A 21,817-nucleotide genomic window follows, 5' to 3' on the forward strand; every position below is an offset into this window, starting at 1 on the left:
TTTTAGTTTAAAGTGAATTTAAAAATGCAATCAGCGCATCCCGGTCTTCCTTACTCATATTCTTAAATAAGTTCTTTGATGCTTCTCCTTCTCCGCCATGCCACATGATGGCTTCTGTCAGATTGCGGGCACGTCCGTCATGCAAGAAATAAGTATGTCCGTTGACCTTTTCTTGTAAGCCGATTCCCCAAAGAGGGGTAGTACGCCATTCGTTTCCACGTGCCAGCCCGCTTATATAGTTGTCGTTCAGTCCGACTCCCATAATTTCAGAACCCATATCATGTAATAGATAATCAGAATAAGGGTGAATCGTTTGACCGCCTAACCACGGGAGTTGAGTATTATTTAATAAAACACTACCACGTGTCTTAGTGTGTAAAGTGGTCACATGACAGAGATGACATTTGGCTTTATAGAAGTTCTGTTCCCCTTTGATTACTTGCGGATCGTTTACATTACGCCGGGCGGGAACACCAAGACTTTGCATATAGAGATCTACGTTTTCCATCTCTTCTGTGCTGACATCCAGTTGGTCGTAAGAAAGCCCCATCATGCTACCTTGGTTTACTTGTATTTGTCCTTCACAGATTTCTTCCGGATAGCGGCTGTTGGTAACGCCCATATCACTGGAGAATCCCAATTCTACAGTTAAATCGGCATGTTGAGCTTTGTTGCCGGACAATCCCAGACTTCTCACTCCGCGTTCGGTGATGTAATTACATCGTCCGCTGATTCCATATTCGGGATAATTACTTTTTGCTGCAAGTGCTTCAATTTCAACAGGATCTAGTGCCATCATTTGCCCCATGCCTACATGGCGTAATGGAATACGTACGGTACAAAACAAATCTTCCGGTTTGATTTCTTCGGCATACCATTCAGATATAGTATAATTGGGTTTGCAAAGTGTGTAGGCTTCTCCATCAGGGAAAGAAAATGTCTCGTAAGTGTATTCCACAGACAGTTTGCCTTCCGGTTGCACTCCATAGATTGCCTGGTCATGAAGCACACGTCCATAATCTTGAAAGAAAGCTCCGTTTTTACGGGATATGTAGACTAGCATGGAAGAGAATCCATAGCTGCCCGATCCACCCTCTGTCCATAAAGAGGGTTTGGTACGTCCCGCATTCCGGTGGCAACTGCCGCACGAATAACCGGCATAAACGGGACCAAGTCCGCCGCCATGACCGTTGTTACTTGTACGTACATCGTCATATAGTCTGTCACCTCGGGTGAAACGTACATCGTATGCTCCTGTTATCCAATCTGCAGGCGTGTCATAAGCAACAGACGAATTCAAGAAAATAGTTGATGTTCCGGCTGATAGAGCATAGCCCTCCGGAATCTCGATATCCAATATGTCAATTCCGTCATCATTACAGGCAGAGCATGCCAACAGGCAAAAGAAAGAGAATGAATATTTTAGAAAGTGATTCATTGTTTATTGACTTTGTTTCAATAATATGTTTTAAACATACCAAAGAAGTAAAGGTGGATCATTGAATTCCAACCTTTACTTCTCAATAATATCTTAGCTAAGATAAAGCTTTATTGTACTTTACGTGGTTCACCGTTTTTGTAGAGAAGGAATTCCAATGTGTGGAAACCGCGTACATTTTGTGCCGATTCGACAGCAGCTTCATCATCACCTTCACTCCATTCGAGATCGCTCCAACTTTGAGAATTCAGTATTTGTACAATAGCATTCTGATCCAAAGGCCAGCTGTCCATGTTAGGATCAAGTCCCATTTCGTCTACCGGACCGAATAAGAAAGCTTCGCTCTTTTCCCATGGTTCACGGGCAGTGATCCAAGCATCACAAGCTGTTTCAAAAGCACTATTTGACGGATTGTCTGCAAGGGCTATTACTGCATTGTAGAGAGCGTCATTTTTTTCTTTCAAACTTTTGTAGGTAGGCACTACTACTGCATCTACATATTGTGTTACTACAGGATTAAGTACTGCGTCCGTATTGATATTGTTGCTATTATTTGCAATATAGGATTTTAAGTCATTCTTCAGTATACTTTCCAGCTCTGCACAAGCATCCATAGCTGCTACCGTTTCGTTACTGGGAATATGATTACGGAAAGGTTGCGGAATATCCTGAATGGCTTTTGCCGCTTTTTGGATAGCATTCTTTATCTTGGTATCTAATGATGAATTAGCACCGGCGATAACAGTAGATAAAGAATTAGCATTTATATTACCGTCTAAAGAACCGTAATATGCATTCCGGATGGAATAAATGTTATTGGTATAGTCATCACGAGAATGCCAGCTGTACCAGGATTCCACAGCATATAATGCTTCTTCAGTATTTCCGGCTTTATACAAGTTGTATGGGTCACCAATTTTGGCAGTACCGACTTCATTGGCAATTTCCGCGCATTTATCCACGATTTCTTCCACACAGCTCAAGGCGCTTGCGTAAGGAGAGCCACTATGAGCCTTGAACAGGGAAGCATAGCTTTCACCTCCTTTATAGCTTGAATTCCATGCGTTGTAGAGATTGGTTGCATCTGTTTTTAGAAGTGCTGCTACATTTCTCATGTAGTTATGCCAGCTTGATGCGTTTTCAGGAGTGTAATCAATATTGGCAGGATCTACTGTTGGGTTGTCATCATCACTGCTGCAAGAAGTTGTTGTGAATGCTAATCCCAATATTAGGGCTGCGACATAAAAGAATTTTGTTTTCATCATATAAAAATTAAATAATTGATTATTTGTTATTTCTTAATAAACCATCCTATATAGGCAATTCCAATAGAAAATTCGTTTTCACTGTTGTATGACTTTGATACGCCAAAAACTTTATTTGTACCAATCTGGCGGGTTGCATAGTCTGCTTTTATCACTAAGTTTGGCAAAGCGTACCAATTTAATCCCGCTGTCCACATACTTACTTGGCAACGTTTTTCCATCGTTTGCCCTTTTTCCCCTTTCTCTTGTGGGTTGTAGTATTCATAGCGGGCAAATGGATAGATTACCGGAATCTTTTTATTGCCTCCGAAGACCGAGCGGATATTAATGCCGGCTTCTGCTGCATAACTTACGGCATTCTTCGCTACCGGAGCCAGACGGCTGTAAGGCGATTTATTGGATAATTTGACATTTGCCTGACTTACTCCTAATGAATTTCCTAAATTTCCATATAAGATATTACCGCGTGCCGTTACATATTTATTGCGATACTGTGCATCTGCGGTGAAGATTCTTATCGGAATTTTTCCATAGTTTGCATAAGTCTGTTCTTTATCAGAGTTGGCTCCTGCATCTGCACAATAATAAAATGATGCACCTACACGTAAACCGGGAACTCCTTTATAATCTAAACGAAATACATACGCGGGAGAAGTGAAGTTGTCTTCCTCAAAGATTCCCTGTTTGCCACTACCTACCCATGTGTTACGATCGAATCCATTAGGATTCAGGCCTGCTACCACCATAGCTTGATAATCGAAGCTTGCATACCCTTTTCCGAAAGAACCAAAGATTTCCAGACCATTTTCATGCCAGGTAGAAGGCAAAAGGCTTGTTTCACCTTCCGGGCGTGAAGTTCCGAAGAAATTGATCGGTTCATGGTGTGCGTTAGTCAATCCTACCGGAACAATAATATGTCCGGCACGTACATTGAGGGAGCGGTGAATTAAACGTGTGATGTGAAATTGTTCGATAGCTACTTCACCTCCTTTTTCAACTTCTGTTTCGTATTCACCGTTTTCGGTGTTTTCTAATTCGAAAGCTGTACCTGTTCCACCAGATTCGAACTCAATCTCTGCACCGAGTATCCATTTGGAATTGAACTTATAATCAAAAGCTAAAACGAAACGGGGAATTGAAATGGTATTCCTGTTTTTCTTTGGATTACCATCGTTTCCTCCATAGAAACGGTTGATGCCATAATCTTTAAAATTAGCGACCATTTCACTGTATCCTCCAAAACGGAATTTTGTATATTCTTCTGTAGAAGAAGAATTACTACTTTTGGAAATTTCTTTTGTCTCCTGTGCTGGAATTGTAAGAGAAGGTAGGAGACTAAGAATAACGATTGCTGTTATTTTTCTCATCTTTTTAATAATTTTATCGGCTGCAAAGTTAGATTAGGTTAAAAAATGTGGCAATACCTAATATTAGGCATAGTTGTTTCTTAAATTCAGTATATGTAGGTAATTTTAATCTAAAGAGTAAAAAAAATATAGTAGTAGATAAAATAAAACAGACAAAGGTGTATTTCAGTATGATAATTTTTACTGATATACACCTTTGTCTGTTGTTAGTGTGTAGAGTTGTCTTTATTATTTCATAGTGTCACCGATTTTGTTTGTAATTGAGCGAATCGTTTCTTCTACAACCAGTTTCCTTGAGTATATCTACCATCAGGAAACTACCTTTTCAGAAACGATTCAACTCAGACAAACTACATACAAACAAAGCTAAACTTATGCTAAGGTTATCGCTTAAACTGCCATCTTTATACCTTCTTTTTTACTGCAATATCGTTTGCATTGCTGGCAAAGGTCATATCCCAGCATGGCTCCTAAAATAAAATCTTCTTCAGCAGTCAGTTGGTTTAAAGGACGGATGATGATGTGCCGCATGGCTTCCATACATTCTGCCTTTCCAAAAAACAGGTTGATTTTATTGGTACCTACTTCCTGTATCATATAACTGATCTTTTGATTTTTCAATCGGCGGATGGCAAATTCTTCGTGCTCTTTACTCATTGTGTAAAGTACCATGTTGCGTACGCCTTTCTTAAACTCATAAATATGATTAAGAAAAATTCGGATTTCGCCGGGGATGATTCTTTCAGTTGCCATGATGCAAAGTATTCTTTTTATGTTAAGGTAAAATTAGCTAATTTCTTGTTTCACTTGTTCGGCCCATGCGCTGATACGTTCGTCTGTTTTGCTATCTTCGTTGACTTCGTCAAGTGGAAGACCTACAAACTTACCGTCTACGACGGCAATGGAAGAATCGAAGGTATAGCCTGCAGTATCTGTTGCTCCACAGAATTTGCAGTGGGTATCTTTCAGATCTTCATAAAGAATACCTATTGCGTCACAGAATGTGTCACTATACGAGTCAGAGTCGCCGCAACCGAACAGGGCTACAGATTTGTGGGATAAATCACACTTCTTTAAAACTTTTACTCCATCGTACCAGTCGTCTTGAAGTTCGCCTGCTCCCCATGTGGAAGAGCCGAGCACCAATACATCATATTCATTGACTAATGCCTCTGTTAGCTTGGATACATCAAATACATCTGCCGATGGTACATCTAATTTCTCTGCAATTCGACGGGCAAGGTCTTCTGTTGTTCCTGTTGTGGAACCATAAAATACACCAATTTTATTCATCTTTGATTCGTTTTTAAATGTAACGCTGCAAAGATAGAGGGTCTTAAAGAAATAGGAAATCCCCATTTATAATGGAAGATTTGTCTCCTTCTCATTATAAATGGGGATATATGGAATAAAAAATGGTCGATCTTTTTAATGGTGGAACAAGCGGATGCCTGTAAATGCCATTGCCATATTGTATTTGTCGCAAGTTCCAATCACATGATCGTCACTTACTGATCCGCCCGGTTGTGCAATATAGCTGACGCCACTCTTGTGTGCGCGTTCTATATTATCTCCGAATGGGAAGAATGCATCTGATCCTAAAGCTACGCCTGTCATCGTATCCAACCATGCCCGTTTTTCTTCGCGTGTCAGTATTTCAGGCTTTTCAGTGAAGAACTGTTGCCAGATACCGTCTGCCAGTACGTCGTCATAATCTTCCGAAATGTAAACGTCAATCGTATTGTCACGGTCTGCACGACGGATTTTTTCAATCCATGGCAAGTTCATCACTTTCGGGTGTTGGCGTAAATACCAGATATCTGCTTTATTTCCTGCCAGGCGCGTACAGTGAATACGTGACTGTTGGCCTGCGCCAATACCGATTGCCTGTCCGTCTTTGGCATAACATACAGAATTGGATTGTGTATATTTTAAAGTGATTAAGGCAATGATTAAGTCGCGTTTTGCATCAGCCGGGATTTCCTTGTTCTGCGTAGGCATCTCTTTCAAAAGACTTTCATCGATCTTCAATTCGTTTCTTCCTTGTTCGAAAGTTACTCCGAATACATCTTTATGTTCGATAGGAGCCGGGCGGTATGCAGGATCTATCTTTATTACATTATAGGTTCCTTTTCTTTTATTCTTTAGAATCTCCAGTGCTTCGGGAGTATAGTCAGGAGCAATGACGCCGTCGGATACTTCACGGTTGATGATGCGTGCTGTTTCTTCGTCACAAGTGTCGGATAATGCGATAAAGTCTCCGTAAGACGACATACGGTCTGCTCCACGTGCACGGGCGTATGCTGTAGCCAATGGAGATAGTTTCATGTCATCAACAAAATAAATCTTCTTCAGTGTGTCGCTCATTTCTACCGCAACAGCAGCACCTGCAGGGCTGACATGTTTGAAAGACGCGGCAGCCGGCAGTCCGGTAGCTTCTTTCAGTTCTTTCACTAGTTGCCAACTGTTGAATGCATCCAATAGATTGATATAACCGGGACGTCCATTCAATACTTCGATGGGGAGTTCGCCTTCTTTCATGAAGATACGAGCAGGCTTTTGATTAGGGTTGCAGCCGTATTTCAGTTCGAGTTCGTTTGCCATTTTATTAATTACAAATTACGAGTTACTAATTACAAATTGATAGCGACAAAATTACTAAAAAAAGACTAGCTTGCCTAAAGTTACGCTACAAAATAGTAGCATATAATTAGTATTTGGCTATTTCCGGCGAATTAAAATACCTATAAATGATGATTGCATTTCAGCAAAATATTCCGTTCCTTTGCAGTCTCTAATATAAATAGGTATGATGGATAATTTACAAAAATATAAGCCAACTGATAAGATGATCGATCTCATCAGCGATAATTATTCTTTGTTGCAAGTGATGAGTCGTTTTGGGCTTTCGTTGGGGTTCGGTGACAAGACAGTCAAGGAGGTGTGTGAACTGAATGGAGTAGACTGCCGGACCTTTCTGATTGTAGTCAACTTTATGGCTGAAGGCTTTTCCCGGCTCGATGGAGATAAAGATGATATTTCCATACCTGCATTGATTGATTATCTGCGGCAGGCACATATTTATTTTCTGGATTTTTCTCTTCCCGCTATTCGTCGTAAATTGATCGAGGCAATCGACTGTTCGCAAGACGATGTTGCTTTTCTCATCCTTAAGTTTTTCGATGAATATACACGAGAGGTGCGTAAGCACATGGATTATGAAGAGAAAACCGTATTTAAGTATGTCGATTCATTGATTAAAGGAGTTGCTCCCAAAAACTATCAGATCAGTACATTTTCCAAGCATCACGATCAGGTAGGGGAGAAATTGACAGAACTGAAAAATATCATTATTAAATATTGCCCTGCCAAAGCAAATGAAAATCTTCTGAACGCGGCTCTTTTCGACATATATGCTTGCGAAGCCGGACTGGAATCTCATTGCAAGGTTGAGGACTATATTTTTGTTCCTGCTATTCTGAATTTGGAAAGGAGGATTAGGGAAAATGAAAAATAACGAAGTAGTTCGAATAGCTATTGCAGAGACCTCTGTAATTATTCGTGGTGGGTTGACTGCTGCATTGAAGCGTCTTTCTAACGTAAAAGTACAACCAATAGAATTACTGTCTGTTGAAGCTTTGCACGATTGCGTCCGAACGCAATGTCCCGAAATGTTAATTGTCAATCCTACTTTTGGTGATTACTTTGATGTAGCTAAGTTTCGAGAAGAAATATCCGGTAAAAGAATACGTTTAATAGCGTTGGTTACTTCTTTCGTAGATGCTTCATTATTGGGTAAGTATGATGAGTCTATTTCGATATTCGATGATTTGGAAACTCTTTCTAAGAAAATTGCAGGTTTATTGAATGTGGTTTCCGAAGAAGAAGAGATGGATAATCAGGATACGCTTAGCCAGCGGGAAAAAGAAATCGTCATCTGTGTGGTGAAGGGAATGACAAATAAGGAAATAGCGGAAAAGCTTTTTTTGTCGATTCATACGGTGATTACACACCGAAGAAATATTAGCAAAAAATTGCAAATACATAGTGCTGCCGGTTTGACTATCTATGCTATTGTAAATAAGCTGGTTGCATTGAGCGATGTGAAAGATTTATAGCCTGCGGAAGTGTTATAAAATATAAAACCGTTTGCGCACACGAAAAATATTCGTACCTTTGCAAAGCAGTTGAGAAATTGCTGTTAGTTTATAAGGTAAAAGAAAATATTAAATAAGGTATTAGATTAGACAGTTTAAGGTATTAAAAGTTTTTTAGTTTAGTTCAATAGGATAAGTTTTTAGTAGAAGGTAAAAGGATAACAATAGGTAAGACGTTTTTAGGTAAAAAGAAGATTAGTTTTCAGGAAATTTGAGGTACTATGGAAAAGCCTTTAGGCTTTTCTGATGCAGTGGCGAGTGGTTCTATAAAAAGAATTAGCTCGTTTTTTATTTATATGGGATTTAAGTCTGTGGATTGGATTAAGATAATAAAAAACAAAATCCCGACGAAATCGCTTCGGCGGGACTCTATTTCATTTTTTACTTAAATGTGGCTACGTAATAAAATTATGACTAATTAATTCAATTCTGATACTGCAAAGATAATGCGTTTCAGAATGTGTCACAATCACCTTTATGAGGTATATTCTGTAGCTATTCTCACTATTTATGGTTAGTAGCAGGTGTTTTCTCTACTTTTTTCCACTCTTTAGTCTCGAAATCGTATGTTTTTATGATTCTAGCAGGGCATCCGGCACATATTGAATAGGGTGGGACGGAATGACTGACTACACTTCCGGCAGCCACTACGCAATGTTTCCCTAAAGTTACTCCCGGTAGAATGACCGAATTGGCACCTACCCATACATCATCTTCGATGACAACAGGCAGTGTGCTGACACCTTGTTCGTCAATCATCTTTTCTGCATCCTGATAATTATGGTTGAGTCCTGTGACCGTTACATTCTGTGCCAGGTTGACATGATTGCCAATATTAACCGGACCTATGATTGTGTTTCTCAATCCGATGCGTGTATAATCTCCGATTGTCAAGTCGCCAACTGCATTATTCAGACAGGAGAAGTCTTCGACAACAGAATATTTACCCAAAGAGAATCGGTTGAAAGGAGGGAGGTCTTTGCGTACACTCCGATAGATGACAGAACCCTTTCCGCGTTTCAGGTATATGAAATCGAAGAGCCGTATCCACCAATTAGGGCGAGTTTTAACGGGATGCATGATAAAACGATGTACAGCCTGTTTTAAGCCGGGGTTTTCTTTAATTCGCTGTTTAAGTGTTTTCTTCTCCATATTGAATGTTTTTTCTTCTTTTTGTCCTCTACCAGATAATCAGGAATTGCCAGGCTATAAGTGATTAATAGACCGAAAAGTGCAATCCACCATCCGAATGATAAGGTCCAATTATATACGGTAATCAACGAAGTCCAAATACTTACGAAGATACATAATTTAAGTGGAGAAGGCGTTAATTGTTGTACGATCCGGTTGCAGAAACTCCAGTTTCCTTCAAATATGGAAGGGAGTAAGTAGGAAGTTGTTTTCCGGATACGTTTCCGGTAAGGACAGGCGGGTGCGGACTGGCAATAAACAATCACATCCGGCAAGTAGTCAATGTATATATTCTGTCGGAATAATTTTCGTTCGATATTAGTCTTAGAACTTTTCATGTTCTTTTGTAGCCATTTTAGGTCGATTGCCATATTAGTCCCCAATAAATTGGATGACAGTCCGAATTGTGTATTGCCGGCTCTACAGAGGCTGTTTTTTATTTCCTCACGTATAGCCCGGAAGCGATTACAGATGCCTTTGCGGTTTTCTACTATCGTATGTAGTTGGATGGCTTGTACACCGGCATCATAGGCATTATATATCTTATTCAGGAATTGCGGAGATAAAGCGCATGCTGTATTGGACAGGAAGAGAACCAGGTCGTATCGTTCCTGGTCTAAACTGTTGATTGTCTGATGTAGATCGCTGTATGTGATAAACTCGTACGCTTCTTCTTTATACATATCCGGAAGAATACTTCCCTCCGGAACGAGAATGGCGCAACCATATTCCTTTTGAGCCTTCGGGTAGGTGATATGTTTGAAATGTGAGGCTATGGCCATCACAAAGAGGTATAGGAGCAAAAGCCCTGTACAGAAGAATACCAGATCATCTATTATGTAGATATAAGAGTCTATCATCTGGAAGGAGATTATACGTTCTCTTTTTGAATGAATGCAGTAACTGTTTTCAGAATAATCTTTATATCCAACCAGAAAGAGAATGTCTTTGCATAGGTGATATCCAATTGCTTGCGTTCTTCAGCAGAAAGTTTACCGGCTTCGCCTCTTTTCTCTACCTGCCATAAACCGGTCAATCCGGCCGGACCCATGAAACGGTCGATGTGTTCATCGCTTGTCAGCAACTCGGCTTCATAGAGTGGGAGAGGGCGGTTGCCTACTATTGACATATCCCCTTTTAAAATATTAATAAGCTGGGGTAACTCGTCAATACTATATTTACGTATAATACGTCCAATCTTAGTTATTCGAGGGTCATTTTCCAGCTTAACGAAAGCATTGCTTTTTTCCTTGGACTTCTTGTTAATGTAGTCTTCTTCGGAGATTACAAAATCGTCAGATATCAAGAGGATTTCTTCTTCATCGATTTCTTCATTCACTTCCGCTTCCGGTTCTTCTCCCCAAATATCCTCATCTTCCTGCTGATATTGGTTAAGGGCATTGAAATCCTTTAAATGCTTGTCGGCATCAGTATACATCGAACGGAATTTGAGGAAGTCGAATATCTGATAATTACTCCCTACGCGCTTGGATTTGTAGATAATAGGACCCTTACTTTCTATCCGGATAGCTAGTGCAGTAAATATTAAGAGAGGAGAAAGACATAATATCGCCATTCCTGAAAAGAAAATATCAAAAGTTCTTTTCCATAAAGGCAGGCGGAAAGCATTTATATTTTGTGCTTTAAGTTGAAGTGCCTTTATTTTCTGATCTTTTCTTCGTTTAAGGAAAGTTGATAAATCTTTTAAAGCCTCCTGGCTTGTTTCATATTTTATCGTATTGTTGATACCGGCTTTAAGATATTCGGATGCTTCTTCCTTAGATAAGGAGTCGATAACGAGTACCATATAAAGCCCCGGATACTTTTTACGCATGTATTGGATATCTGCAATATCTTTGGATATGTTCACTTGTTCGAAAAATAGAGCTGCGTCATATTTTTCGCGTATTTTCTCCAATACTTTGACAGCTTTGCTACAATTGGGTGCAGCATAGAATACCCCAATACTTAGTCGGGAGAGTAGTTCTATTGTTTTGCTATCTCTGCCTATATAAACAAAATATTGCATGTGTAGAAGACCCGGTATTAGTCAATAATCTTTTTGATTCGGATTTTGAGTTCCAAAGGGTTGAATGGTTTCAGGATATAGTCTTCTGCTCCCTCTTCCAATAGTCTGATTCTTTCCGTTGTACTTTCCTCACTGGATAACATAACGATAGGAATTGACTTGAATAATTCATTGTTCTTCATGTATCTTAAGAATTCATCCCCCATCATGAGAGGCATACGAATGTCTGAAATAATGAGGTCAGGTACATTGCCTTCATTAAGCCATTCTATTGCTTTGATGGGATCTTCCAAATAGGTAAAATCATACTCTTTTTCTAGATACACACCGGCCACTTTTCCGATTGTCGATTTATCGTCGACTAGTAATATTTTTTTCTTCATACGAATAGACCTTTCTATCGCTTGCTTTGTTATTTGATTTATAGATTAAGATTGTTGTCACATAATATTTGTGATACACTGCAAATATAGATATTATTTTAGAATAATCCCCAATCAGGAGAGTAAAATTCGTGATATATCTTTTTTTTCTATTAATTGCAACTTACAGCATCTTAATGAAAAAACACGGATTCCATAAAAACTGGAATCCGTGTTAAAGATTAATTGTTAGGCTTATTTATATACTCTTGATGAATCAAAAGTTTTCCACCATTCTTCATTCTTAGTACCGCCACTGGTCACCCAACTTTCGAATAACGAGTAAGCTGATTTGATATTCACATATTCCAAAGGCCATTTGAAGTCTGTCGGAACCATGATTCCCCATGCCAGGTTATCTTTGCTGATGTAATATCTCTTGCGGGAAGTAGAACTATCGTCGTTGTTGCCTCCGAACAAGTCGGTATTTGCCAACTTAGTTGGTTGATAACCGACAATATGAATCTCCTTACGCTGGTTTCTGTTTCCTTCTACGAAAATGAAAACATTCAGTTTATTGATATTAAGCTCATCCACAGAGATAGGATTGCTGAACTTTATAGTGAAACTGATATTTTTAGGACTCGTATTGGCAGAGTGACCTGCAATCGTATTGATCTGTTCGTAACGGTCTCTTCCCAATGCTTTGTGAGCATCGTCAAATAATGGAATAACCGCATAGTCCTGTCCGTTCTCAATCAGATTACTATTCACATTGAAACCTTTAAAAAGAGAGTTGTCACTGAATTCCACCGGCTGCGTAATGGCACTGGCAGGAACACCGTCCAGCATGATAGCAGCTCCAATACTCTTGGTAGCTCCGGCAGCCGATAAATCAAGACTTAACGTGAACTCTTCTGCCTTATTGCTCTTATTGATGGAGATCTTTCTTTCCTTGATAATCAGAACAAGGTCGTTCATATCGTAATCCCCATATAAAGGCCATTGGTCTTCAAACAGATAAGCATAATTGCGATTATCATCCATGATGATCGGGAACTTAGGATCTTCAGGATCTCCTCCTTCATTTCCACCATTTTTAATTCCTGTACAAACATCGATGATGACTTTAGAGTCTCCCATTTTGGTGAAGTATGCGCCATTCAGTACATGGAAGTTTTCCCACCATTGGTTCTTTTCAACGTGGCTATCACATTCAATAACCAAATTTCCATCATATGTGAAACCTTGTCCGGTGATAACCGGTGATTTTATCATAGAAGTATTTTCGCCTTTTCCATAAAACTTGGCATAACCGGGAGGTATGCTGATACTTGTCGTAGCATCCAGCATAGAACCATCACTTAAATTTACTGTTCCATTAACAAACTCCATTTTAGGAGCTTTCAAATATCCTTGAGTAAAGTTAAACGTCGCTCCGTTGGCATAGAAAGAAGTCGTTGCTTCCATGCTACAAGCGTTGTTGACAGTCGTATTGGTGAGACTGATGGTTGTAAACTTCATGATGTTGTTGTTGGTAGCAACAGCGTCGGAATTTGCAATTAATTTCTCTCCATAAATCTCTCCGTTATTTTCCAAAGAGAAATTAGACGGCAGATTTAATTCTCCTTCCAAACTGATTTTATTGTCATTTACAATTTTCGTATTGGAATTGATTGAGATATTCTTGCTGGTTATGGTTCCTTTGTTGTAGAGTGTTGCACCGGAATGTAGTGTCATTGTGTTCGCTACAGTCAGTGCACCCCAGTTTCTTAATGCAGCAGGCGCTCCATTGGTGAATGATATATCCTCTGCATTCACTTCTCCCTTTTCCATAATGGTCAACATGGAGTTTCTAATGAACGTCATGGTTCCTGATGCTTCAATTTTAGCATTATTCATCACAATGATTTCAATACCGTTTTGGAATTGGAATGTTGCGGGAATCGTCCATTTAGCATCTACATAAACTTTGGTTGCAATTTCACCGTCATAACCGTCAAACTTGAATGTGCCGGCATAGTCAGAGGTGATTTTGTAAGAAGCATCACGCAGCAAAGTGGTTCCTGACATTTCAGTCACTTCTTTTGCATTAGCAGGTATGGAATAGTAATCCGGCTTTTCAAATGAAAGGCCTCTTGTAGCAGCGGCACGACTCATCAACGCTCTATTTTGTGCAGTAGATCCTGCATAATAGAGTTTACAGGTAATATTATCGCTGTTTTCCGGCACATCGAACTGATATACCTGTTCACGTCCTCTAGGGTCGGTTTGCTTCACATAAATACCCTTTTGAGTTGGCAGCAGACTGACAGCGGTTGTAAATTTAAAGTTGTTTTCTTTATTAGCTGTCCTTGCAGCGAGCACGGAAGCGCTTTCATTAGTCAAAGGATCTTCTGCATATATTTCAACTAAATAAGCAAATAGTCCTCCTTCTTCATCTTTCACTTCGACCGAGACATTTTTAGTGGTTATCATGTTCCAATCGATATCATCGGGAGCAGCAAAGCCATCTCCCATCGGGTTAGGTGTTTCGTAAGACGGATCATAGAGATCCTTTCCAGAGTCAACACAACTAGACATAGTACCTGCCATCGCTATTGCAATGATGGGTACAAATTGAATTGTTTTCTTCATCATAATGTATTATTGCTTGATTGTTTGTAACCAAATCCATCACAAAAATAACTGCATATCTTTTATTGGAAATGTTTTTTCTGTTATTTTATGGAGTGAAAACAACTATACTTCCGTTTTGGTTCTTCTTTGGCTCTTTTAGGTTTGATTCGGCCTTGATGATGATGAAGAGAAATCCCCTGATTTTCACTTTTATACAACTGTTTAAAATGAAAATCAGGGGGTTACAATAAATGGATTTAACTTAAGACTTGGTGATTTCTCCTATTAAGCAGGAGTTCATTTTATATCGGATATCCTTGTTGGGTAATCCATGTCCCAATAAAAACATGAGCTTTGTTATGGCACATTCGGGGGTACTGTCATATCCACTGATTACACCTGCTTCCAGAAGATGCATTCCTGTTTCGTAACGTCCCATTTCTACTGCTCCGGAGGCACATTGTGTAATGTTGACAATGATAATTCCACGATCGGTAGCTTCCTTTAGTTGGCGGATGAACCATTCTTTTTGCGGAGCATTTCCCGAACCGAAGGTTTTCATGACAACCGCTTTCAATCCCGGAACATGAAGCAGAGAAGTCACGATACTCTCTTGAATGCCCGGAAAAAGTGTTAGAATAACCACATTGGTGTCAAACAGGTAATGCGGTTTTAACGGTTTTGTCGGGTCTGGTTTCCGAATGAGATTAGGCTCATATTTAATGTGGATACCTACCCGTGCCAATGGCGGATAATTGAAAGAGCGGAAAGCATTGAAATTCTCCGCATTGATTTTGGTGGTACGGTTACCACGCATCAAATGATTCTCAAAGAAAATACAAACCTCCGGAACAATGGCTGTACCATCCGGATTTTTAGCTGCTGCAATTTCGATGGCTGTGATGAGGTTTTCCTTTCCGTCTGTGCGCAAAGTCCCGATCGGGAGCTGGGAACCTGTGAGGATGACAGGTTTGCTTAGATTTTCGAGCATGAAACTTAGTGCAGAGGCAGTGTAAGCCATTGTGTCTGTTCCGTGAAGGATGACGAAACCATCGAAATAATCATAATTGTAATTGATGATCTTTACCAGTTTTGCCCAGTAAGCAGGTTCCATGTCCGAAGAGTCGAGAGGGGGATCGAATTGGTAGGAGGAAATGCGGTAGTTGAATCTTTTCAGTTCGGGGACGTGCTTAAGCAAATGATCGAAGTTGAAATTTTCTAAGGCACCTGTTTCCGGATTCTCTATCATTCCGATAGTCCCACCCGTGTAAATTAACAAAACGGAAGGAGTTTCTGCTCTCATAATTGTTGAATTACTGTTAAAACATTGGCAAAGATACGGATTAAATGCGAATAATGAGTGGTAAATGACGAATTATATAAAGTTGGAAGGACAAGGCTATAAAAAATATCTATGTTGCATTTTTGCGATATGTAGTATGAAAAAATGTCCTCATCTTTGGGGCAGGTTGGACGAAGTGTCCGGCTTTAAATAAAAAACGAAAGAGAAAATGAAAAATGACCGGTATTTTCCGTTAGAAATCTGTTTTGGGGCGGACGACAATTTGAGCGTCATGATGTATCAGATAGGGGGAGTGCAACTTGTAGGGATTTATGTGTTGTTGCTGTATCTGTGTGCAAAGAATGACTACAGCAAATCAGTGGTTAATAGTATGCAAAAACCAGTGGAAAAAAGTGCAGTGGAAAAAACCTCTGAAACGCCGATGGATAAAGGGCGAAAACCGAATGAAACCCAAGAGAGTAGAGTAGAAGAGAAGAGAAATATTACTACTGTTGTAAACAACAGCAGCAATATTGGCGAGGAAAGGAAGACTGCTGCTGTTGTTGTTCGGACTTCGGATTCGGTGAATGACAGGGGCAACGAGATTGTCAGCCCACGCCTCGATCCTGTTCAGTCCACGTCTTGTTTTTGTTCAGCTCACGGCTTGTCTCTGCTCGTCCCACGGGTGAAGTACGGCCTCCCCACGGCTTGCAGAAATAGCCCCACGGTTTGCGGAAATAGCCCTGCGGCCTGCGGAAATTTTCATCCGAGGCTCTTACTTCAGGGCTTCTTTCAGTCTGGTAATCGCCTTTTCCGGGTCTTTTTCTTCTTCGAGCAGAGTGACGAACTTACTGCCGATGATAGCTCCGGAAGCGTGTTCGCAAGCTGCTTGGGATGTTGCTTTATTGGAGATACCAAATCCCACCATCAACGGATTGTTCAGATGCATACCTTCAATCTTTTTGAAGTAAGCCCGTTTTTGTTCGTTGAAATCTTGTTGCGCTCCGGTGGTTGCTGCTGATGAAACCATATAAATAAATCCGTCGGTATGTGTATCTATCTCGCGTACCCGTTCTTCGCTGGTTTCCGGTGTGATGAGCATAATCACTCTGATGTTATAGCGTTCGGCAATGATACGATAATGTTCTTGGTAATCACGGAAAGGGAGATCAGGGATAATGACGCCGTCGATACCACATTCCACACATTTACGGCAGAAATTCTCAAATCCGAATTGCATGATTGGGTTTAAATATCCCATAAGCACAAGTGGGATTTTTACGTCCTTGCGAATATCCCGTAATTGTTCAAAAAGAAGTTTTAGAGACATACCATTGCGCAATGCCTGCGTAGCGGCATTCTGAATAACAATGCCATCTGCCATCGGATCACTGAAAGGAATGCCGACTTCAATCATACTCACTCCGTGCTTTTCGAGCGTGCGGATTACATCAGCGGTACCATCCAAAGTAGGAGTACCGGCACAAAAATAAATAGAAAGTATGTCTTTCTTGTTGCTATTGAAAAGTTGATTAATTCTATTCATGACGTTGGAATTTTTTGATTATGATTTTAATTCGTTTAAAAATGTCCGGATACGCTCCGGATCCTTTTCTCCCGGTTTCAATTCAAAACGGCTGTTGAGATCGTATCCGGCAAGCCGGGGATGTTTAAACTCTTTCAGGGCATTGGCACTGTATGAGTTAATACCTCCACTCAAAAGGAAGGTTACATGTCCATTGTACATATCCAGAATACTCCAGTCGAATTGATTTCCCGAACCACCATACTGTTCGCATTTGGTATCGAACAGAAAAAGATCACAGACTTTTTCGTAGTCATATACCTTTCTCAAATCTTTGGGACGGTCTACTGAAAAGGCCTTGATGATTTTCAATCCAGTGGAATGTAAGGACCGGCAGTATTCCGGCGATTCATTTCCGTGGAGCTGTACATAATTCAGTCCGAAACGATCAGCATACATGCTGATTATCTGCTTGTCTTCGTTGACGAAAACTCCGACACGCCGGGCATGAATGGGCAAGTAAGCCGGAAGCTCGTAGACATATCGGGGAGATTTAGGATAGAAGATGAATCCCAGCATATCTATGCCTTCGATAGACTCTACGTCCTGTATGTTTTCAGCTTCACGCATACCGCATACTTTGATAATTTTTCCGTTAATCATAGGGCTGTCCGTTTTGAATAATTAGTTTATTGGATTGCTTGCAGGAAATTCTGTAAAGTTTCTCCCGGTTGCTGTGTTTTCATAAATGTTTCACCGATCAGGAATCCACGGAATCCGGCTGCCCGAAGTCGGTTTACTATTTCCGGATCGGAGATGCCGCTTTCGGATACCAATACAGCATCTTGGGGAAGCTGTCCGGCCAAGCGGAAAGAGTTTTCTACATCAGTGAAGAAAGTACCCAGATTACGATTGTTGATTCCTACCATATCTATTTTCTTGTCGATATATATTAATTCTTCGGAGCTATGAATCTCCAGAAGAACTTCCAGACCTAGTTCATGAGCTTTTTCTGCAAGTTCATTACATTTCTCCGGTTCTAATGCGGCTGCGATAAGAAGTACGGCATCGGCACCGACAATTTTGGCTTGATAAAGCTGGTATTCGTCAATGATGAAGTCCTTCCTAAGAATGGGGATCTCTACCAAAGGACGTGCAGTGCGGATGTCCTTCAGGCTTCCTCCGAAAAATTTCTCGTCGGTGAGGATGGAAAGGGCAGAAGCTCCTGCTGCTGCATAGGAGGGAACAATTTCTTCCGGGCATGCTTCTTCCTTTATCCATCCTTTGGATGGAGACCGACGCTTGAATTCAGCGATAATACCCGATGCAGACGAGGCTAATGCCTGCTTCATAGAACGAGAGGTCGGAACTTCGCTGATACCTTCCTGTAATTGCTCGATGGAGATAGCCTGCTTTTGCAGGTCAACTTCAAATCGTTTGTTTGCTATAATCTCTGATAATATATCTTTCATTGATGTGGGATTATTAATTGTAAATGATGGATTTGCAAAAATAAAACATTAACTGTTCAATTCAATGAATTTTTTTAGGGTAGCTAATGCGCGTCCACTTTCCAATGACTCTTTGGAGAGAGCAATACATTCTTCAATAGTCTTCTCCGGACAAATCACATGGATGGCGAAAGCTGAATTGACTACCACTACATTTTTTTGAGCTTCCGTAGCCGTGTTATTCATGATCTGGTCGAAAATCTTAGCTGCATCTTCCGGTGTTTGTCCACCATCCAGATCAGTTTCCTTATAGCGGGAGAATCCGAGACTCTCGGGAGCGTAAATCTTTTCATGATCGCTGGTCGCCACTTTAAACTCATTTGTCAGAGAGATTTCGTCATATCCGTCGAGACTATGAACAACGGCAAATTTCGTCTTGCTTTCCTGATAAGTATAGGTATAGAGGCGAAGTAACGGGAGGTTGTAAACTCCTAAAAGCTGATAGGCCGGTAATACCGGATTAACCAACGGACCGAGCATATTAAAGAAAGTGCGCACTGCCGATCCTTTACGAACCGGAGCAACTGCCTTTAATGCCGGATTGAATAAAGGAGCATGCAGATAGGCAAGATTACATTTCTCCATGCTACGGCGCAGTTGATCGACGTCACTGGTGAACTTTACACCGTGTTGCTCCATTACATTACTGGCACCGCTGACTGATGTTGCTCCGTAATTACCATGTTTCACAACGGGGAAACCGGCTCCGGCAACAGTAAAACAGGAAGCTGTAGAAATATTAAATGTATTTTTTCCATCACCTCCGGTTCCTACGATATCTATCGGAGCAAATTCACTTAAATCAACCGGAATACGCATTTCAAGCAATGCATCGCGGAAACCGCATAATTCTTCCACAGAGATATTACGCATCAGAAAGACGGTAATTAAAGAGGCTACCTGTACATCATTATATTTTCCTTGTGCGATGTTCTGTAAAATGGTGCGAGCCTCATCGCGTCCCAGATATTGATGTTCGAAAAGTTTGTATAGAATCTGTTTCATAAGTTTAATCGTTTAAGAAGTTTTTAATAATTTCTTTTCCTTGCGGAGTTAATACTGATTCGGGATGGAACTGAATACCATGTACATTGTAGGTCTTATGGCGGATTGCCATGATTTGTCCTTCCTGACTTTCTGCCGTTATTTCCAGGCAATCGGGAAAACCTTCCCGGCTGACTACCCAGGAATGGTATCTTCCAACAGGGATTTCTTTTCCCAACCCTTCAAAAAGCAAATCCTGGTGAAGGATGGTAATCGGAGTCTGTACCCCATGATATACTTCTTTGAGATTTTCCAGACGTGCTCCGAAAGCTTCGCCGATGGCTTGATGACCGAGGCAGACACCCAGAATGCTTTTGGTCGGAGCATATCTTTTAATAATAGGTAATAGCAGTCCGGCCTCTTCGGGTATGCCCGGTCCGGGAGACAGGATGATTTTATCAAATCGGTCTACTTCATCAAGCTCTATCTGGTCGTTGCGGACTACTTCTACATCTGTAGCCCCTAATTCTTTCACTGCGTGCAGTAGGTTATAAGTGAAAGAGTCGTAGTTATCTAAAAGTAATATTTTCATTTTTATTGTCATTGTAAAATGGTTGTTCAAATACTATCTCTGCTTTCAATTTTTTAATTTGACAGCTAAATCAATCGCCTTTTTCAGTGCTCCCAGTTTGTTGTTCACCTCTTGCAGTTCATATTCATCCTGACTGCGTGCTACAATACCTCCTCCGGCTTGGAACCAGAGTTCATTGTTGCGGCTTACAAAAGTACGGATAGTGATAGCCTGATTTAATTCGCCGTTCAATCCGATAAAACCGATACAGCCACCATAGGCTCCACGATTATGTGGTTCGATTTCGCTGATTAACTGCATAGCGCGTACTTTGGGAGCACCGCTTAATGTGCCGGCAGGAAACGTATCAATAAACGTTTTTATTTTATCTGCGCCCTCATTCAACATACCGCTGACACGGCTTACCAGGTGAATGACATGACTATAATATTGTGGTTCCTTATAGAATAGTACGCGTACATCATGACAATTACGGGAAAGGTCGTTTCTGGCAAGATCAACCAGCATGACATGCTCTGCATTTTCTTTAGGGTCAGCCAATAAAGCTTCTGTCAGTTCCCGGTCTTTTACTACATCTCCGGTACGGCGGGTAGTTCCGGCAATCGGATCGATGTAAGCACGACCATCTTCGATTTTGCAATGTGTTTCCGGTGAAGAACCGAAGATGCGGTATCCTCCGAAATCGAAGTAGAAAAGATAAGGAGAAGGATTGATGCTGCGGAGTGCGCGATAAACTTTGAAATCATCTCCGGCGTATGGTTGGATAAATCTTCTGGAAAGCACGATTTGGAAAACATCTCCGCGCATACAGTGTGCGATTCCTTTGCGCACATTTGCTTTGTGCTCTTCGTCGGTGATGGGGCTGGTTACGGGGCCTGTTACAGAGAAATTGTAGGAAGCATAATTCCGGTTTTCGATGGCTGCTTCCAGTTCCGGCAAACCGCTTTCTTCTCCTTCGGACAACATTTCAACTAATGTCAGCTCATTTTTGAAATGATTGAAAACAATGACATACTTATATAATATGTATAGTAAATCCGGAGCATCGTTTTGCTCATCATGACTTTCTTTCACCGGGATGTGCTCGAAGTACTTCACGGCATTAAACGTCGTATATCCGTAAAGTCCGCATACATTCTTATTATCTCCGGCCACCTGAAACTGATTGATAAACCGGTTCATGGCCTTTTCTACATTGAATGTTTTTGTCAGCGGTTCTTCCGTACGGCTATTATCGGGATAGTTGGCAGTGACAATGCCACCGTTTACACCGATGCTTGCCAAGGGACAAAGGGCTATAAATGACAGGGAATTTTCTCCGGCATGATAATCGGAACTTTCCATTAATGCGGATTGAGGATACATGTCGCGTACTTTCAGATAAATGCTGACGGGAGTATGCATATCTCCGAGCACTTGTTTGCTATGAGTTGTATAATTAAATGTTTTCATTTCTATAATTGCTTGATTATTGATTACGAATGATGGTTTACTA

20 protein-coding genes are annotated in these 21,817 nt (G+C 40.7%); 2 read left to right on the plus strand and 18 right to left on the minus strand.

Annotation, left to right across the window (positions count from 1 at the left end):
* Window positions 1–7 precede the first annotated feature (7 nt).
* From BSCG_RS09120 to BSCG_RS09095, 6 genes are all read right to left on the minus strand, one after another.
* Entirely contained in the window at window positions 8–1,438 is a 1,431-nt protein-coding gene (locus tag BSCG_RS09120) for a di-heme oxidoredictase family protein (RefSeq protein ID WP_004300126.1), read from the minus strand.
* 110 nt (window positions 1,439–1,548) lie between these two features.
* A complete protein-coding gene (locus BSCG_RS09115) occupies window positions 1,549–2,703 on the minus strand; it encodes an imelysin family protein (RefSeq protein WP_008776579.1) in 1,155 nt (384 codons plus the stop codon).
* Between the two features lie 26 nt (window positions 2,704–2,729).
* Entirely contained in the window at window positions 2,730–4,070 is a 1,341-nt protein-coding gene (locus tag BSCG_RS09110; protein ID WP_008776580.1) for a hypothetical protein, read from the minus strand.
* Between the two features lie 390 nt (window positions 4,071–4,460).
* On the minus strand, window positions 4,461–4,823 hold the full coding sequence (locus tag BSCG_RS09105) for a DUF2023 family protein (RefSeq protein ID WP_004300123.1): 363 nt from the start codon (window positions 4,821–4,823) through the stop codon (window positions 4,461–4,463).
* A 33-nt stretch (window positions 4,824–4,856) separates the two neighbouring features.
* A complete protein-coding gene (fldA, locus tag BSCG_RS09100) occupies window positions 4,857–5,363 on the minus strand; it encodes a flavodoxin FldA (RefSeq protein WP_004311873.1) in 507 nt (168 codons plus the stop codon).
* A gap of 135 nt (window positions 5,364–5,498) precedes the next feature.
* Window positions 5,499–6,674: a phosphoribosylaminoimidazolecarboxamide formyltransferase gene (locus BSCG_RS09095; RefSeq protein WP_008776581.1), complete on the minus strand. Its 1,176-nt coding sequence runs from the start codon at window positions 6,672–6,674 to the stop codon at window positions 5,499–5,501.
* Window positions 6,675–6,882: 208 nt separating this feature from the next.
* On the opposite strand from BSCG_RS09095, the gene BSCG_RS09090 reads away from it, so the two are divergent.
* Window positions 6,883–7,587 carry a hemerythrin domain-containing protein gene (locus BSCG_RS09090; protein ID WP_008651739.1) on the plus strand — a complete coding sequence of 235 codons (705 nt, stop codon included), beginning with the start codon at window positions 6,883–6,885 and terminating at the stop codon, window positions 7,585–7,587.
* Window positions 7,577–8,188: a helix-turn-helix transcriptional regulator gene (locus BSCG_RS09085; RefSeq protein WP_004300118.1), complete on the plus strand. Its 612-nt coding sequence runs from the start codon at window positions 7,577–7,579 to the stop codon at window positions 8,186–8,188. Before BSCG_RS09090 ends, BSCG_RS09085 begins: the two co-directional genes overlap by 11 nt.
* A gap of 543 nt (window positions 8,189–8,731) precedes the next feature.
* Here BSCG_RS09085 and BSCG_RS09080 read toward each other — a convergent pair.
* The 12 genes from BSCG_RS09080 to BSCG_RS09025 form a co-directional block, all read right to left on the minus strand.
* Window positions 8,732–9,379 (minus strand): acyltransferase, encoded by a 648-nt coding sequence (locus tag BSCG_RS09080; RefSeq protein WP_004303727.1) that lies wholly within the window; start codon window positions 9,377–9,379, stop codon window positions 8,732–8,734.
* Window positions 9,331–10,278 (minus strand): glycosyltransferase family 2 protein, encoded by a 948-nt coding sequence (locus BSCG_RS09075; RefSeq protein WP_008776583.1) that lies wholly within the window; start codon window positions 10,276–10,278, stop codon window positions 9,331–9,333. Before BSCG_RS09075 ends, BSCG_RS09080 begins: the two co-directional genes overlap by 49 nt.
* 11 nt (window positions 10,279–10,289) lie before the next feature.
* Window positions 10,290–11,447, minus strand: a complete 1,158-nt coding sequence (locus BSCG_RS09070) for a sugar transferase (protein ID WP_004300115.1) — start codon at window positions 11,445–11,447, stop codon at window positions 10,290–10,292.
* A 17-nt stretch (window positions 11,448–11,464) separates the two neighbouring features.
* Complete coding sequence (locus tag BSCG_RS09065) at window positions 11,465–11,830, minus strand: PleD family two-component system response regulator (RefSeq protein ID WP_008776584.1); 366 nt, start codon at window positions 11,828–11,830, stop codon at window positions 11,465–11,467.
* A 234-nt stretch (window positions 11,831–12,064) separates the two neighbouring features.
* Complete coding sequence (locus BSCG_RS09060; RefSeq protein WP_004303725.1) at window positions 12,065–14,449, minus strand: LruC domain-containing protein; 2,385 nt, start codon at window positions 14,447–14,449, stop codon at window positions 12,065–12,067.
* 241 nt (window positions 14,450–14,690) lie between these two features.
* Window positions 14,691–15,731: an asparaginase gene (locus BSCG_RS09055; protein WP_004300111.1), complete on the minus strand. Its 1,041-nt coding sequence runs from the start codon at window positions 15,729–15,731 to the stop codon at window positions 14,691–14,693.
* Between the two features lie 754 nt (window positions 15,732–16,485).
* Window positions 16,486–17,256 (minus strand): tryptophan synthase subunit alpha, encoded by a 771-nt coding sequence (gene trpA, locus BSCG_RS09050; protein ID WP_004311860.1) that lies wholly within the window; start codon window positions 17,254–17,256, stop codon window positions 16,486–16,488.
* Window positions 17,257–17,274: 18 nt separating this feature from the next.
* Window positions 17,275–17,898, minus strand: coding sequence for a phosphoribosylanthranilate isomerase (locus BSCG_RS09045; protein ID WP_004311858.1), 624 nt, complete (start codon window positions 17,896–17,898; stop codon window positions 17,275–17,277).
* Window positions 17,899–17,924: 26 nt separating this feature from the next.
* The gene (trpC, locus tag BSCG_RS09040) at window positions 17,925–18,707 is read right to left on the minus strand and encodes an indole-3-glycerol phosphate synthase TrpC (protein ID WP_004303722.1); all 783 of its coding nucleotides are present in this window, start codon (window positions 18,705–18,707) and stop codon (window positions 17,925–17,927) included.
* Between the two features lie 48 nt (window positions 18,708–18,755).
* Complete coding sequence (gene trpD / locus BSCG_RS09035; protein WP_008776586.1) at window positions 18,756–19,751, minus strand: anthranilate phosphoribosyltransferase; 996 nt, start codon at window positions 19,749–19,751, stop codon at window positions 18,756–18,758.
* A 4-nt stretch (window positions 19,752–19,755) separates the two neighbouring features.
* Entirely contained in the window at window positions 19,756–20,322 is a 567-nt protein-coding gene (locus BSCG_RS09030; RefSeq protein ID WP_008651733.1) for an anthranilate synthase component II, read from the minus strand.
* 45 nt (window positions 20,323–20,367) lie between these two features.
* Window positions 20,368–21,774, minus strand: a complete 1,407-nt coding sequence (locus BSCG_RS09025; protein ID WP_008776587.1) for an anthranilate synthase component I family protein — start codon at window positions 21,772–21,774, stop codon at window positions 20,368–20,370.
* Between the last annotated feature and the right edge of the window lie 43 nt (window positions 21,775–21,817).

The organism is Bacteroides sp. 2_2_4 (assembly GCF_000157055.1).
Classification (GTDB): Bacteria; Bacteroidota; Bacteroidia; order Bacteroidales; family Bacteroidaceae; genus Bacteroides; species Bacteroides ovatus.

Coding starts and splice junctions, on each gene's coding strand:
- BSCG_RS09075 (WP_008776583.1), bottom strand. CDS start 10,278: ATGATAGACTCTTATATCTACATAATAGATGATCTGGTATTCTTCTGT.
- BSCG_RS09030 (WP_008651733.1), bottom strand. CDS start 20,322: ATGAAAATATTACTTTTAGATAACTACGACTCTTTCACTTATAACCTA.
- BSCG_RS09080 (WP_004303727.1), bottom strand. CDS start 9,379: ATGGAGAAGAAAACACTTAAACAGCGAATTAAAGAAAACCCCGGCTTA.
- BSCG_RS09025 (WP_008776587.1), bottom strand. CDS start 21,774: ATGAAAACATTTAATTATACAACTCATAGCAAACAAGTGCTCGGAGAT.
- BSCG_RS09120 (WP_004300126.1), bottom strand. CDS start 1,438: ATGAATCACTTTCTAAAATATTCATTCTCTTTCTTTTGCCTGTTGGCA.
- BSCG_RS09055 (WP_004300111.1), bottom strand. CDS start 15,731: ATGAGAGCAGAAACTCCTTCCGTTTTGTTAATTTACACGGGTGGGACT.
- BSCG_RS09110 (WP_008776580.1), bottom strand. CDS start 4,070: ATGAGAAAAATAACAGCAATCGTTATTCTTAGTCTCCTACCTTCTCTT.
- BSCG_RS09070 (WP_004300115.1), bottom strand. CDS start 11,447: ATGCAATATTTTGTTTATATAGGCAGAGATAGCAAAACAATAGAACTA.
- BSCG_RS09085 (WP_004300118.1), top strand. CDS start 7,577: ATGAAAAATAACGAAGTAGTTCGAATAGCTATTGCAGAGACCTCTGTA.
- trpD (WP_008776586.1), bottom strand. CDS start 19,751: ATGAAACAGATTCTATACAAACTTTTCGAACATCAATATCTGGGACGC.
- BSCG_RS09090 (WP_008651739.1), top strand. CDS start 6,883: ATGGATAATTTACAAAAATATAAGCCAACTGATAAGATGATCGATCTC.
- trpC (WP_004303722.1), bottom strand. CDS start 18,707: ATGAAAGATATATTATCAGAGATTATAGCAAACAAACGATTTGAAGTT.
- BSCG_RS09105 (WP_004300123.1), bottom strand. CDS start 4,823: ATGGCAACTGAAAGAATCATCCCCGGCGAAATCCGAATTTTTCTTAAT.
- BSCG_RS09115 (WP_008776579.1), bottom strand. CDS start 2,703: ATGATGAAAACAAAATTCTTTTATGTCGCAGCCCTAATATTGGGATTA.
- fldA (WP_004311873.1), bottom strand. CDS start 5,363: ATGAATAAAATTGGTGTATTTTATGGTTCCACAACAGGAACAACAGAA.
- BSCG_RS09045 (WP_004311858.1), bottom strand. CDS start 17,898: ATGATTAACGGAAAAATTATCAAAGTATGCGGTATGCGTGAAGCTGAA.
- trpA (WP_004311860.1), bottom strand. CDS start 17,256: ATGAATAGAATTAATCAACTTTTCAATAGCAACAAGAAAGACATACTT.
- BSCG_RS09060 (WP_004303725.1), bottom strand. CDS start 14,449: ATGATGAAGAAAACAATTCAATTTGTACCCATCATTGCAATAGCGATG.
- BSCG_RS09065 (WP_008776584.1), bottom strand. CDS start 11,830: ATGAAGAAAAAAATATTACTAGTCGACGATAAATCGACAATCGGAAAA.
- BSCG_RS09095 (WP_008776581.1), bottom strand. CDS start 6,674: ATGGCAAACGAACTCGAACTGAAATACGGCTGCAACCCTAATCAAAAG.